10 protein-coding genes are annotated in these 14,123 nt (G+C 70.3%); 7 read left to right on the forward strand and 3 right to left on the reverse strand.

Translation table 11 applies throughout. The annotated features are described in order from the left end of the window. Positions 1 to 157: 157 nt before the first annotated feature. The 5 genes from AAME72_RS09795 (at position 158) to AAME72_RS09815 (ending at position 8,225) form a co-directional block, all read left to right on the forward strand. Positions 158 to 1,888 (forward strand): ABC transporter ATP-binding protein, encoded by a 1,731-nt coding sequence (locus tag AAME72_RS09795; protein ID WP_348790053.1) that lies wholly within the window; start codon positions 158 to 160, stop codon positions 1,886 to 1,888. Between the two features lie 139 nt (positions 1,889 to 2,027). After that, the gene (locus AAME72_RS09800; protein WP_348790112.1) at positions 2,028 to 3,893 is read left to right on the forward strand and encodes an ABC transporter ATP-binding protein; all 1,866 of its coding nucleotides are present in this window, start codon (positions 2,028 to 2,030) and stop codon (positions 3,891 to 3,893) included. Positions 3,894 to 4,069: 176 nt separating this feature from the next. Further along, positions 4,070 to 5,281 carry an SfnB family sulfur acquisition oxidoreductase gene (locus AAME72_RS09805; RefSeq protein WP_348790054.1) on the forward strand — a complete coding sequence of 404 codons (1,212 nt, stop codon included), beginning with the start codon at positions 4,070 to 4,072 and terminating at the stop codon, positions 5,279 to 5,281. Between the two features lie 22 nt (positions 5,282 to 5,303). Continuing rightward, on the forward strand, positions 5,304 to 6,689 hold the full coding sequence (locus tag AAME72_RS09810; protein ID WP_348790055.1) for an LLM class flavin-dependent oxidoreductase: 1,386 nt from the start codon (positions 5,304 to 5,306) through the stop codon (positions 6,687 to 6,689). An 81-nt stretch (positions 6,690 to 6,770) separates the two neighbouring features. Beyond that, positions 6,771 to 8,225: an APC family permease gene (locus tag AAME72_RS09815; protein ID WP_348790056.1), complete on the forward strand. Its 1,455-nt coding sequence runs from the start codon at positions 6,771 to 6,773 to the stop codon at positions 8,223 to 8,225. Between the two features lie 67 nt (positions 8,226 to 8,292). Here the strand turns inward: AAME72_RS09815 and AAME72_RS09820 are convergent, their stop codons facing one another. Together AAME72_RS09820 and AAME72_RS09825 are read right to left on the reverse strand one after the other, a co-directional pair. After that, a complete protein-coding gene (locus AAME72_RS09820) occupies positions 8,293 to 8,574 on the reverse strand; it encodes a Fe-S cluster assembly protein HesB (RefSeq protein WP_348790057.1) in 282 nt (93 codons plus the stop codon). Positions 8,575 to 8,708: 134 nt separating this feature from the next. Continuing rightward, entirely contained in the window at positions 8,709 to 9,251 is a 543-nt protein-coding gene (locus AAME72_RS09825) for a type 1 glutamine amidotransferase domain-containing protein (RefSeq protein ID WP_348790058.1), read from the reverse strand. 57 nt (positions 9,252 to 9,308) lie between these two features. Here AAME72_RS09825 and AAME72_RS09830 point away from each other — a divergent pair, with 57 nt between their 5' ends. Then, complete coding sequence (locus AAME72_RS09830; protein WP_348790059.1) at positions 9,309 to 10,133, forward strand: aldo/keto reductase; 825 nt, start codon at positions 9,309 to 9,311, stop codon at positions 10,131 to 10,133. A gap of 122 nt (positions 10,134 to 10,255) precedes the next feature. Continuing rightward, positions 10,256 to 11,953 (forward strand): cell wall-binding repeat-containing protein, encoded by a 1,698-nt coding sequence (locus AAME72_RS09835; RefSeq protein ID WP_348790060.1) that lies wholly within the window; start codon positions 10,256 to 10,258, stop codon positions 11,951 to 11,953. 21 nt (positions 11,954 to 11,974) lie between these two features. On the opposite strand, the gene AAME72_RS09840 is transcribed toward AAME72_RS09835, so the two are convergent. Continuing rightward, entirely contained in the window at positions 11,975 to 14,119 is a 2,145-nt protein-coding gene (locus AAME72_RS09840; protein WP_348790061.1) for a S9 family peptidase, read from the reverse strand. Between the last annotated feature and the right edge of the window lie 4 nt (positions 14,120 to 14,123).

Genomic DNA, 14,123 nt, shown 5'->3' on the forward strand with positions numbered 1-14,123 from the left:
ACGGTTGGTGCTCTCGGGGGTACTGAGAGCGGCGCCGTGGCGAACAGGGGACATTCGACGGCGCGGTCGACCGGAGCGTTCGTCCGCTCCGGGTGCGCCCGTGCCAAGGAAACACTGCACCCCACATATCCGTGAAAAGCGAACCCCAGGAATCATCGTGACTCTTCTTCGAATGGCGCTGCGCTTCGTGCGTCCCTATTGGGGCGCCGTCGTGGCCGTCGTCATCCTGCAGCTGATCGCCACCATCGCCGCCCTCTACCTTCCGACGCTGAACGCCCAGATCATCGACAAGGGCGTCGTGACGGGGGACACCGACTTCATCTGGTCGACGGGCGGCCTCATGCTGGTCGTCTGCTTCGTGCAGGTCGCGGCGGCGATCGTCGCCACCTATTTCGGTGCCCGCGCGTCGATGTCCGTCGGGCGCGACATCCGCCGCTCCTTCTACCGCAAGGTGGACGCGCTCCCCGCCCTCGACCTGGCTCGCTGGGGCATGCCGACGCTCATCACCAGGAACACGAACGACGTGCAGCAGGTGCAGATGCTCGTGCTGATGACGCTCAACTTCATGGTGTCGACGCCGATCATGTGCATCGCGGGCATCATCCTCGCCGTCCAGGTGGACGCCGGCCTGTCCTGGCTCATCTGGGTCTCGGTGATCGTGCTGTTCGTCGTTGTCGGCATCCTGGTCTGGCTCCTGCTGCCGATGTTCCGCGTGATGCAGGAGCGCATCGACGGCGTGAACGGCGTGATCCGCGAACAGATCGTCGGCATCCGCGTGATCCGCGCCTTCGTCCGCGAGAAGTTCGAGACCGCGCGCTACGACGACGCGAACGCCGCCCTCACCCGCATCTCGGTCAAGGTCGGCAACATCTTCGTGCTGATGTTCCCGCTCATCATGCTCATCCTGAACGCCGCCACCGCCGCCGTGCTGTGGTTCGGCGGTCAGCGTGTGGATGCGGGCGATATCAAGATCGGGGCGCTGACCGCGTTCCTGCAGTACCTGCTGCAGATCCTCGTCGCGGTCATGATGGGCGTCTTCATGGCGATGATGATCCCGCGCGCGATGGTCTGCGCCGAGCGCATCGACGAGGTGCTGAGCGCGAAGCCGTCGATCGGCGGTGGCGCCGCCGGCGCATCCGCTCCTGCGGACGGTCGCGTCGAGGTGTCCGGGGTCACCTTCGGGTATCCGGGCGCGGAGAAGCCGGTGCTGAGCGACGTGACGTTCACGGCGGAGCCGGGCAAGGTCACCGCGATCGTCGGTTCGACGGGATCCGGCAAGACGACGCTCGTCTCGGTGATCGCCAACCTGTTCACCCCGCAGTCCGGCCACGTGCGCATCGGCGGCGTGGACGTCGACAGACTCAGCCGCGAGCAGCTCTCCGGCGTGCTCGGCCTGGTGCCGCAGAAGCCGTACCTGTTCTCCGGCACCGTCGCCTCCAATCTCCGCTTCGGGCGGCCGGACGCGACGGACGACGAGCTGTGGCAGGCTCTGCGCATCGCGCAGGCGGAGGACTTCGTCCGCGCAAAGGAGCACGGTCTCGACGAGCGGATCGCGCAGGGCGGCACCAACGTGTCCGGCGGCCAGCGACAGCGGCTGTGCATCGCCCGCGCGCTCGTCGCCGAGCCGAAGGTGTTCCTGTTCGACGACTCCTTCTCGGCGCTCGACGTCGCGACGGACGCCCGGCTGAGACGGGCGCTCTCCCAGTCGACGGGGGACGCGACGGTGATCGTCGTCGCGCAGCGCGTCTCGACCATCCGCGAGGCGGACTCGATCGTCGTCCTCGACGACGGCCGGGTCGTCGGCCGCGGCACCCATGACGAGCTGCTGGAGACGAGCGAGACCTACCGCGAGATCGTCGAGTCCCAGCTGAGCCTGGAGGTGGCCTGAGATGGCGCGCCAGCAGAAGAACCCGAAGAACGGCCGCGGGAAGAAGGACGAGCCGCTGCTCACCGAGGCCGGTGTCGACACCGCCATCGAGGAACTGGAGCTCGAGTACGAGTACGAGCCCACCGAGTCCGACGGCGACATGTTCGGCGGCACGCCGGCCAAGAAGGCGGAGCACTTCTGGCCGTCGTTCAAGCGCCTGCTCGGCCTGCTCCGCAGCGAGTGGGTCGGGATGGTGTTCGTCACCGTCCTCGTGGTCGTGTCGGTCGCGCTCACGGTCATCGCGCCGCGGATCCTCGGCGACGCCACCAACGTCATCTTCGAGGGCGCGGTGGGCACGATCACCCCGAGCGGCATCGTCCCCGGGCACGGGATCGACTTCGTCCAGCTCGGCAGGCTGCTGCTGATCGTGCTGGCCATGTACACGGTCGCCTCGCTGCTGCAGTGGTGGCAGGGCTACATCCTGAACGCGCTGGTGATGCGCGTCGTCTACCGGCTGCGCGCCGACGTCGAGACGAAGCTGAACCGACTGCCGCTCAGCTACTTCGACACCCGCCAGCGCGGTGACCTGATGTCCCGCGTCACCAACGACGTCGACAACATCCAGACCGCGCTGCAGCAGGCGTTCTCGCAACTGATCCAGTCGATCCTGATGGTGATCGGCATCGGCATCATGATGTTCATCGTGTCGTGGCAGCTCGCGCTCATCGCGCTGATCTCGATCCCGCTCTCCGGCATCATCGCCGGTGTGATCGGCACCCGCTCGCAGAAACTGTTCAAGCAGCAGTGGAGCTCGACGGGCGCCCTGAACGGGCACATCGAGGAGTCGTATTCCGGCCTGGAGCTGGTGCGCGCCTTCGGTCGCGACGAGGTCATGCTGGACGAGTTCGACAAGCGCAACGGGTCGCTCTGGAAGTCGACGGTCGGCGCGCAGTTCGTGTCGGGCATGATCATGCCGGCGATGAACTTCGTGTCGTACCTCTCCTACGTGCTGATCGCCGTCGTCGGCGGCCTGCGCGTCGCATCCGGCCAGCTGACCATCGGCGACGCGACCGCGTTCATCCAGTACTCGCGGGAGTTCTCGCAGCCGATCGGGCAGATCGCCGGCATGGCGAACATGCTGCAGTCGGGTGTCGCCTCCGCCGAGCGCACGTTCGAGTTCCTGGATGCGGACGAGCAGATCCCCGAGTCGGAGACGCAGCACCTGCCGGAGCGCGCCGACGGCCGGGTGCAGCTCGACCACGTCGACTTCTCGTACGACCCGGACACGGAGCTGATCCGCGACCTGTCGCTGTCGGTCGAACCGGGCCACACCGTGGCGATCGTCGGCCCGACCGGCGCGGGGAAGACCACGCTGGTGAACCTGATCATGCGGTTCTACGAGCTGAACGGCGGCGCCATCCGGCTGGACGGCATCGACACCACCGAGCTGTCCCGCGCCGAGCTGCGCGGCCAGGTCGGCATGGTGCTGCAGGACGCGTGGCTGTTCTCCGGGACCATCCGCGAGAACATCCGCTACGGCCGGCTCGACGCCACCGACGAGGAGGTGATCGAGGCGGCGAAGGCGACCATGGTCGACCGGTTCGTGCGACAGCTGCCGGACGGCTACGACACGATGATCGAGGCGGACGGCAGCAACGTCTCGGCCGGTGAGCGCCAGCTGCTCACCATCGCGCGCGCGTTCATCGCGAATCCTTCGCTGCTCATCCTCGACGAGGCGACCTCGTCGGTGGACACCCGCACCGAGCTGCTCGTGCAGCACGCGATGGCGGCGTTGCGCTCCGACCGCACCTCGTTCGTCATCGCGCACCGCCTCTCCACCATCCGGGATGCGCACACCATCCTGGTGATGGAGAACGGCCGCATCGTCGAGCAGGGCGACCACGCCACGCTGCTGGAGAAGAAGGGCGCGTACTACGACCTGTACATGACCCAGTTCCGCGGCGCGGCGATCGAGGAGGAGGACGCCGGAGCCACGGAGTCCGCCCCGGCATCCACTCCCGCCTGACCGCCTGCCGAGGGGCACGTCGCCGTCCCCATCCCGCGAGGATGGAGGCGGTCGCGTGCCCCTCGGCCTTTGTTAACGCGCGTTTCGGGGTGGACGCGGCTGCCGTCCGGAGGCCGGTAGCGTTCCGGCAGTGAGCCGTGCACGGACGGCCGCCCCGAGCCGCGAAGGATCACGCCATGGCCAGCGACACCGCCGTCACCTCCGCTCCGACCCGCGCACGCGTCATCGCCTCCGACGCGGAGGCGCGCGCGGTCGCACGCGACTTCGCCGAGTCGGTGCGTCCGTACGCCGCGCAGATCGACGCCGAGCGGCGCATCCCGGACGAGGTGGTCGACGCGTTCAGCGGCACCGGACTCTGGGCGATCACCGTTCCGCGCGCGTTCGGCGGCGCCGAGGTGTCGCACGCAACCCTCGCCGACGTGATCGCCACCGTCTCGGCGGTGGAGCCGTCGCTCGGGCAGATCCCGCAGAACCACTACTGCCTGGTGGAGGACATCCGGCTCTCCGGCACCGAGGAGCAGAAGTCCTTCTTCTTCGAGCTGGTGCTCGCGGGCGCCCGGTTCGCGAACGCGTTCTCCGAGGCGGGAGGCAAGAACGTCGCCGAGATCCAGACCCGGCTGGTGGCGGACGGCGACGAGGTCGTCGTGACCGGCCGTAAGTTCTACTCGACCGGCTCGGCCTACGCGCACTGGATCCCCGTGCTCGCCGTGGACGATGAGGGTCTGGAGAAGCTCGTCTTCGCCGAGCGCGGCAGCGACGGCCTCACCGTCGTCGACGACTGGTCGGCGTTCGGCCAGCGCGCCACCTCCAGCGGCACGGTCCTCCTGGAAGGCCTCCGAGTCCCCGCCGACCGGGTGTTCCCGATGCACACCGAGTACGAGAACCCGACCATCGCCGGGCCGTTCGCCCAGCTGACCACGCTCGCCATCGACCTCGGCATCGCGCGGGGCGCGATCCGGGAGACGCACGACGCCGTCCGTGCGGCGCGGCCCTGGATCGACAGCGGCGTCGACTCGGCGAGCAAGGACCCGCTGACACTGGAGCGCGTCGGCCGCCTCGACATCGACCTGGCGGCCGCCGAGGCGCTCACCGAGAAGGCGGGCGAGGCGGTGGATGCCGCAAAGCCGGCCGCGGACGAGCGGAACGTCGCCGCAGCCTCCATCGCCGTGGCGCGCGCCAAGGTGCTGACGACCGAGCTCGCGCTGGAGGCGTCGTCGCGCCTGCTGGAGCTCGGCGGCACCCGGTCGACGCTCGGCGCGAAGGCGCTGGACCGGTACTGGCGCAACGCCCGCGTCCACACGCTGCACGACCCAGTCCGCTGGAAGCCGGTCATCGTCGGCGACTACGTGCTGAACGGGACGCTGCCGGCCCGGCACTCCTGGATCTGACGGAACGGACCGGACGCCCACCATGCCGAAGCAGATCCGCCTCAACGCCTTCACCATGAACTCGGTCGGGCACCTCTCGCCCGGGCTCTGGCGGCACCCGCGGGACGAGTCCCGCCGCTATCTCGATCTCGGCTATTGGACGGGACTCGCCGCGACCCTCGAGCGCGGTCTCATCGACGCGGTCTTCCTCGCCGACGTGCTCGGCGTCTACGACGTCTACGGCGGGAGCAGGGATGCGGCGGTGCGCGGCGGCGTGCAGCTGCCCGTCAACGACCCCCTCCAGGTCATCCCCGCGATGGCGGCCGTGACGGAGCACCTCGGGTTCGGCGTCACCGCGAGCGTGTCGTTCGAGCATCCCTATCCGTTCGCACGCCGGATGTCGACGCTGGATCATCTCACCCGTGGGCGGATCGGCTGGAACATCGTCACCAGCTACCTGAACAGCGGCGCCCTGAACCTCGGGGTCAGCGGCCAGGAGGCGCACGACCGCCGTTACGAGATCGCCGAGGAGTACCTCGCGGTGGTCTACAAGCTGTGGGAGCGCAGCTGGGACGACGACGCCGTGATCGCGGATGCCGCGAGCGGCATATACGCGGACCCCGAGCGCGTGCACCCCATCGACCACGTCGGTGAGTTCTTCCGGGTGCCGGGCATCCACCTCAGCGAGCCGAGCCCGCAGCGCACCCCGTTCCTGTTCCAGGCGGGAGCGTCGCCGCGGGGCGTCGCGTTCGCGGCCGCTCACGCCGAGAACGTGTTCGTCGCCGCGCCGTCGAAGCGGGTGCTCGCCGGGCAGGTGGCCGGGCTGCGCGAGGCGGTCGCCGCAGCAGGGCGCGATGCCGGCCGGGTCGCCGTGATCAACCAGCAGACGGTCATCGTGGCCGAGACGGATGCGGAGGCGCAGCGCCGGCTCGAGGAGTACCTCGCGGTCGCCTCGGCGGAGGGCGCCCTGACCCTGATGTCCGGGTGGACCGGCATCGACTTCTCGCGGCTGGATCCGGATGCGGTGCTCCGCGACCAGGAGTCGAACGCCATCCAGTCTGTCGTCCGTGCGTTCTCGGCCGCCGACCCCGACCGCGAGTGGACGGTGCGCGAGATCGCCGAGTACGCGCGCATCGGCGGCGACGGCCCGGTCATCGCCGGATCGCCGGAGACGGTCGCGGACGCGCTGGAGGCGTGGGTGGACGAGACCGGCGTCGACGGTTTCAACCTCGCCGCGGCGGCGGTCCCCGAGACGTGGGAGGGCGTCGTCGACCTGCTCGTCCCCGAGTTGCAGCGTCGCGGCCGCTACCAGACGGCCTACCGGCCAGGCACCCTGCGCGAGAAGCTCACCGGAGCCGGGCCGCGGCTGGACGACACGCATCCCGCCGCCCGGGTGAGCATCGGCGAGCCCGCCGGCAACATTCGGTAATCCGGCGCGACAGCGCCGCCCGCCCGCCGCTACAGTCGGCCCACCCCGAACCCGGCACCACCAGACCCCCGAGGAAACCTCATGGCCATCGACGATCAGACGGCGGCGCCCGCCGTCGCCACCGCCCCCTCCCGGTCGCGCCTGCGCGGCAACCTCGGAGTCGCCTCCATCGTGTTCATGGTGGTCGCCGCCGCGTCGCCGCTCGGCGTGATCGGCGGCCCGGTGCCGCTCGGGATCGCGAACGGCAACGGCACCGGCTTCCCGTTCACCTTCATCGTCGCCACCGTCGTGCTGCTGCTCTTCGCGGTGGGCTTCACGACCATGACGCCGTACGTGAAGTCCGCCGGCGCGTTCTACTCGTACGTGGACCGCAGCCTCGGCCGTAGCGCCGGGCTCGGCACCGGCTTCGCCGCGCTGCTGTCGTACCTGACGCTGGAGGCCGCGGTGTTCGGTCTGATCGGCCCCGGCATCGGCTCGCTGCTGGAGTCGTACGGCGTCCCGAGCATCCCGTGGTGGCTGTACGCCCTGGTCGCGTTCGCCGTCGTCGTGTTCCTCGGCTACCGCAACATCGAGCTGTCCGGCCGGGTGCTCGCGGTGCTGCTCGTCGCCGAGGTCGTCATCGTGCTCGTGCTGGACGCGGTGATCGTGTTCTCCGGCGGCGGCCCGGAGGGGCTCTCGACCGGAATCGTCACGCCGTCCGCCATCGTCTCCGGCGCGCCCGGCATCGGCATCCTGTTCGCGATCCTCAGCTTCATCGGCTTCGAGGCGACGGCGGTCTTCCGCGACGAGGCGCGCGACCCCGACCGCACCATCCCGCGCGCCACCTACCTCTCGCTCGTGCTGATCGGCGTCTTCTACGCGCTCTCCAGCTGGGCGCTGATCAGCGCGGTTGGTGACTCGAAGGCGGTCAAGACCGCGGCGGACAACAGCGGGACGCTGCTCTCCGACGTCACCCAGCGGTACCTCGGCACCGTCGGCGAGCACATCATCCAGGTGCTGTTCGTGACCAGCCTGTTCGCGTGCATCCTGTCGTTCCACAACATCGTGTCGCGCTACATCTTCACGCTCTCTGGCCGGGCGGCGCTGCCGCGGCGGCTCGGCCACGCGCACTCCCGCTTCGGTTCCCCGCACCGGGCCTCGGTCGCGGCGGGCGTCGTGGTCGGCGTCCTGCTCCTCGCCGGCGTCGTCAGCGGGCTCGACCCGATCAACCAGTTCTACACGTGGCTGGCGGGCTTCTCGTCGGTGGGCATCGTGCTGCTGCTTGGCATCACGAGCGTCGCCGTCCTGGTGTTCTTCGCCCGCAACCGCGGAGCGGGCGTCTCGCTCTGGCGGCGGGCGATCGCCCCGGCGCTGGGGCTTGCCGGCCTGATCGTCTTCCTCGTGCTGATCGTGCAGAACCTGCCGACGCTGGTCGGCGGCAGCGTCCCGCTGGCGGTCGGGATCATCGTGCTGCTGCTGGCGGCGTTCGCACTCGGCCCGGTGGTGGCGAGGGCGCGCCGCGATGCCGGGGTGGTCGAGGACGAGACCGCCGACTGATCCCAGTCTCCGCACACGACGAAGGCCCCCGGCGAAACCGCCGGGGGCCTTCTCGCGTCCGGTGCCCTTACGCGAGGGCGCCGATCGCGAAGCTCACAGCGCCCTGGTCGTCGACCTGGGCGTCGAGCACCTTGTCGTCGAGGGCGACCGCGGCGCCGGCCTCCAGGAAGAGGCGGGCGCCTCCGGACTCGACCACCTCGTCGGCGGGCTCGGGGGACGGCGTCACCGCGGCGGCGAAGGCCGTGTTCTGCGGGTTGCTGCTGCTGATGCGCAGGCCCGCGGTGTCGTCGGGCGCCTGATCCGTGAGGGTCTTGACGATCGTGCTGGCGTTCTCAGTGAGGGTGAGCATGTGCTCTCCTTCCGTTGTTCCTCCAGGAGTGGCCCACGTTCCCGCCGACGGCCGGGACGCACAACCCCGGACCGCGCCATTGCCAGGAAACGTTGACGGAGCGGTGAGGTGGATGCCAGGTGCGGGCCGTGGGGTCACTCGAACGCGCGCACCAGCTCCCGGTTGAAGGCGGGGAGGTCGTCCGGCTTGCGCGAGGAGACCAGGGTGAACGCGCCCTCGTCGACCACCGTCTCCTGGTCCTGCCAGGTGGCGCCGGCGTTGCGGTAGTCGGTCTGCAGGCTCGGCCAGCTCGTGAGCGTGCGGTCGCGGACGAGGTCGGCCTCGATCAGCACCCAGCCGCCGTGGCAGATCACCGCGATCGGCTTGCCCGCGTCGGCGATCGCCTTCACGAACGACACAGCGGCGGGGAACGTGCGCACCTGATCCCCGTTGGCGACGCCGCCGGGGAGCACCAGCGCGTCGAACTGATCGGCGGACGCGTCGTCGAGCGTCACATCCACCGGGAACTCGTCCGCGGGCGTCAGGTGGTTGAACGCCTGCACCGTCCCCGAATCCTTCGACACCAGCCGCGGCGTCCCTCCGGCCTCGGACACCGCCTTCCACGGCTCCACCAGCTCGGCCTGCTCGATGCCTTCCGGCCCGACCAGGAACGCGACCGTCTTGTTCTCGAGTGTCATCTCGTCTCCCTTCGTCTGAACCCCATCCGTACCCCGCGACCGGGGCAGAATGAACCCATGGCGAACATCCCCCAGGTGGCTCTCAACGACGGCTCGAGCATCCCGCAGCTCGGCTTCGGCGTCTACAAGATCCCCGACGCCGAGACGGTGGATGCGGTGCTCACCGCCCTGGACGCCGGCTACCGCCACATCGACACCGCCGCGTTCTACGAGAACGAGCGCGGCGTCGGCGAGGCGATCAGGCGCAGCGGCCTCGACCGCTCCGAGGTGTACGTGACCACGAAGGTGTGGTGGACGGAGAACGGGTACGACTCGGCGCTCCGGTCGTTCGACGCGAGCCTGGAGCGGCTCGGCTTCGACTCCGTCGACCTGTTCCTCATCCACTGGCCCGCGCCGAAGCACGACAAGTACGTCGAGACGTGGCGCGCGCTGGAGCGGATCCGGGAGGAGGGCCGGGCCCGCTCGATCGGTGTCGCCAACTTCCACATCCACCACCTCCAGCGCCTGGCGCAGGAGACCTCGACGGTGCCCGCCGTCAACCAGGTGGAGCTGCACCCGTGGCTCCCCCAGACGGCGATCCGTCAATACGACGAGGCGCAGGGAATCGTCACGGAGGCGTGGTCGCCGCTCGCGCGCGGTCGCGTCCTCGGCGATCCCATCCTGGACGCCCTCGCGCGCAAGCACGGCGTGAGCCCAGCCCAGGTCGTCATCCGCTGGCAGCTGCAGCTCGGCAACGTGGTCATCCCGAAGTCGTCGACGCCCGCGCGTATCCGCGAGAACCTCGACGTGTTCGGCTTCGAGCTGGACGCCGACGACTGTGCCGCCATCGCCTCGCTGGAGACCGGCGAGCGCACCGGGAAGGACCCGGACGACCTGGGCTGACCGCGGGACCGCGCCTGTGGCTGGTCGCGGCTGTGCACCGCTATGCTGACCGAGCGACGGGTCGCGCGTGCACGGGGCACGCGAGGGGGGTGCCCGCGATCCGCGTCGCAGAGAGCCGGGACATGAGAATCCGCACGCGCATCGCGTCCGTCGTCGCCGCCGCCGCCGTGATCGGTGGGCTCGCCGCCGCTCCCGCCTCAGCCGGCACTCTGCATCCGCTCGCCGCGATCGGCTCGATCGACACGATCGCCGTCACGTACAGCGCGTCGGACGACGCGCCCGGCCTTCACGTGGTCGGGTGGGCGGCGGACGCCAACAACGGCTCTGCCAACGGCGGGAGCGCGCGCGGCCAGACCGGGCTCGAGATCTACATCCTCGGCGCGAACGGAGCGCACACCACGCTGGGCTGGGCGGAGGACAAGGCCTCGTTCGGCCTGCCGCGTCCGGACGTCCAGCGCGCCCACCCCGGCCTCGGACCGAACCAGGGCTTCGAACGCTACCTGGGGACCGTCAAAGCGGGGACGCTGAACATTTGCGTCCGGCTGTACAGCCTCTCCACCTACCCGGAGAGCGCGACCGTGGCGTGCAAGACCGTGAACGTGCCGGCGAAGCGCCCCGCCTTCCGCCTCACCGCGACGACAGCGGGGACGCAGTACGAGGTCCCGCTCGGCACCTCGGCCACCGTGGGGCTGTCTCAGCCGAGCGGCGGGACGAACAGTTACCGATGGACGTACTGGGACCCGCGCGCGGGCCGAGGGCCGTACCTCGTGCCGGGAGGCACGAACGCGACCGTCACTCCCGGTGCCGCTCTGGTGGGGCGTGCCATGACCGCGAGGGTCACCAGCACACTCCCCTCTGTGGTGATCGAGCAGACCTCCGCGCAGCTCAACGTGACCTTCCCGTTGAACGCGACCCCCGGCCGGGCCGCCGGAGCCGACCGCTACGCGACGGCGATCGCGACGTCCCAGCGCGCGTTCCCGGACGCGTCCGTCGGTGCTCCCGTCGCGTACGTCGCCTCGGGGGTGATGTTCCCGGATGCGCTGTCGGCCGGAGCCGCGGCGGTGGAGCAGCACGGCACGCTGCTGCTGACGCCTCCCGGATCATTGGACAGCCGGGTCTCGACCGAGCTGGTGCGCCTGCATCCCGCGCGGATCGTGGTCGTCGGCGGTACCGGCGCGGTCTCCGAGACGGTGGTGGCGGCGCTGCGGGCGCTGCCGTTCGCGCCCACGGTGGACCGGATCGGTGGCATCGACCGGTACGCGTCGTCGCGCGCGGTGATCGAGGACGCATTCGGCGGCTCCGTGCCCGCCGTGTTCCTGGTGACCGGCCGTGACTATCCGGATGCGCTGGCCGCGGCAGCAGCGGCGGCCGGCGCGGGCGCCGCGGTTCTGCTGACGGACGGGGCGCGCGCGTCGATGGACCCTGCGACGGCCGCCGCGCTTCACGCCTGGGGCACGACGACGGTCACGATCGTCGGTGGCACCGGCGTCATTTCGAACGGCGTGCAGGCCTCCCTGAAGTCCCCGATCGACGTGACGCGCGCAGCAGGATCGGACCGGTTCGCGACGGCGGCGGCCGTGGCCAGGACGCTGCCGTCGCCGAGCGCCGGCATCGCATACCTGGCGAACGGGCTGGTCTTCGCCGACGGCCTGACCACGGCCATCCTCGCGGGCGCGACCCCTGGTGCCCTGCTGCTCACGAAGTCGCAGTGCGCTCCCACGTCGACCCTGCAGGCGTTGGCCGACGCGAACGCCCGCACCCTGGTCTACGTGGGCGGGGAAGGCGTCGTCGCCCTGGGCGTCACGAACTACGCCTGCTGACGACCGGGGCGGCCTTTCCGACTACTCGTAGCTCGGGTGCGCTCCCACCACGTCCAGCAGCCAGGCGAGCGAGAACGCGCGCTCGCGCCACGCCGCGTAGCGTCCGGAGACGCCTCCGTGGCCCGCCGCCATCTCGGTCTTCAGCAGCGCGTCCGCCCCGACCTCGCGGAGCTTCGCGACCCACTTCGCCGGTTCCACGTAGAGCACGCGGGTGTCGTTCAGGCTGGTCACCGCGAGGATGCGCGGGTACGTGGTGTGGTGGATGTTCTCGACCGGGCTGTACGACTTCATGTAGTAATACACGTCCTCGTCGTGCAGCGGGTCGCCCCACTCGTCCCACTCGATCACCGTGAGCGGCAGCGACGGGTCGAGGATCGAGGTGAGCGGGTCGACGAACGGCACCTCGGCGAGGATGCCCGCGAAGATCCGCGGCGCCAGGTTCGCGACGGCGCCCATCAGCAGGCCGCCCGCGCTTCCGCCCTGCGCGGCCATCCGGTCCGGAGACGTCCAGCCCTGGTCGATCAGGTGCTTTCCCGCCGCGACGAAGTCGGTGAAGGTGTTCTTCTTGTGCAGCTTCTTGCCGTTCTCGTACCAGAGGCGGCCGAGCTCCCCGCCGCCGCGCACGTGAGCGATCGCGAACACGACGCCACGGTCGAGGAGGCTGAGCCGCGGGATGCCGAACGACGGGTCCATGCTCGCCTCGTACGAGCCATAGCCGTAGAGGACGAGCGGCGCCGGCTCGCCCGGCGTCACCAGGTCGCTGCGGTAGACCAGGGAGATCGGGATGCGCGTGCCGTCCTCGGCGACGGCCCACTCGCGCCGCTGCTCGAACAGCTCCGGCTCGAACTCGCCGAGCACCGGCTGCTGCTTGCGCAGCGTGAGGCTGCGCGTGCGGACGTCGTAGTCGTAGACGCTCGACGGTGTGACGAAGCTCCCGTAGCCGAGGCGCAGGAACGGCTGCGTCCACTCCGGGTTGCCGCCGACGCCGACGGTGAACAGCTCCTCGTCGAAGTGCAGCTCGTGCAGGGTGTCGTCGCCCGGGGCGCCGTCGTCCGTCTTCTCTGGGATGCACGCGACGGCGACCCTGGTCATCCCGTCGCGGCGGTACTCGACGGCCACGAAGTCGCGGAACGCATCCACGCCCTCGATCCGGACCGCCGGGTTGTGGGGGAGCAGCACGCGCTGCGGGCCCTGCGGGTCGTCGGCGGCGACACTGACCAGCTCGAAGTTGATCGCATCGCGGTTGTGCACGATCAGCAGCCGGTCGCGGCCGCCGGCGACCACGTGCTCGACGTCGTATTCGACGCCCTCCTCGCGCGGCCAGACGACCGTGAAGGTGCCCGTCGGATCCTCGGCCGGCAGCAGCCAGGCCTCGCTCGTGATGCTCGAACCGGCCTCGATGACGAGGAAGCGGCGGCTGCGGGTGAGCCCGACACCGATCCAGTAGCGCTCGTCCGGATCGTGGAACACCCGCACGTCGGCCTCGCCGTCCGGACCCTGGCCGACGCGGTGCCGCCACACGGTGTCGGGGCGCCAGGCGTCGTCCACCGTCGTGTAGAACAGGTGCTCGCCGCTCGGGTCGAACAGGGCGCCGGCCGCTGTCCCGGCGATCTCGTCCGGGTACTCCGCGCCGTCGCCGGCGAGGGAGCGGACGCGGATCGTGTAGCGCTCGTCGCCCTCGGTGTCCACGGCGTAGAGCAGGCGCGTCCCATCGCTGCTCACGTCGAAGCTCCCGAGCGCGTAGAACTCGTGGCCCTCCGCCTCGGCGTTGTCGTCGAGCAGCACCTGCTCGCCGGGAAGGCCGTGCCGCTGGGCGTGCTCGTTGAGCGCGGGCGGCTCCCAGTCGTCGGCGCCGGCGATGGGCGCGCGGCAGTGGATGCCGTACTGCTTCCCCTCCACCGTGCGGGTGTAGTACCACCAGTCGCCCTCGCGCACGGGGACGCTGAGGTCGGTCTCGCGGGTTCGGGACTTGATCTCGTCGAAGATCTGCTCGCGGAGCACGGCGAGGTGCTCGGTGCGGGCGTTCGTGTACGCGTTCTCCTCGGTCAGGTGCGCGACGACCGCCGGGTCCTCCTTGTCGCGCAGCCACTCGTAGTCGTCGATGACGGTGTCACCGTGGTGGCTGCGTTCGGTCGGCTTCTTCGGGGCGACGGGCGGGGTGAGCATGTGC

The organism is Leifsonia sp. NPDC080035 (assembly GCF_040050925.1).
In the GTDB taxonomy this organism is placed as follows: Bacteria; Actinomycetota; Actinomycetes; order Actinomycetales; family Microbacteriaceae; genus Leifsonia.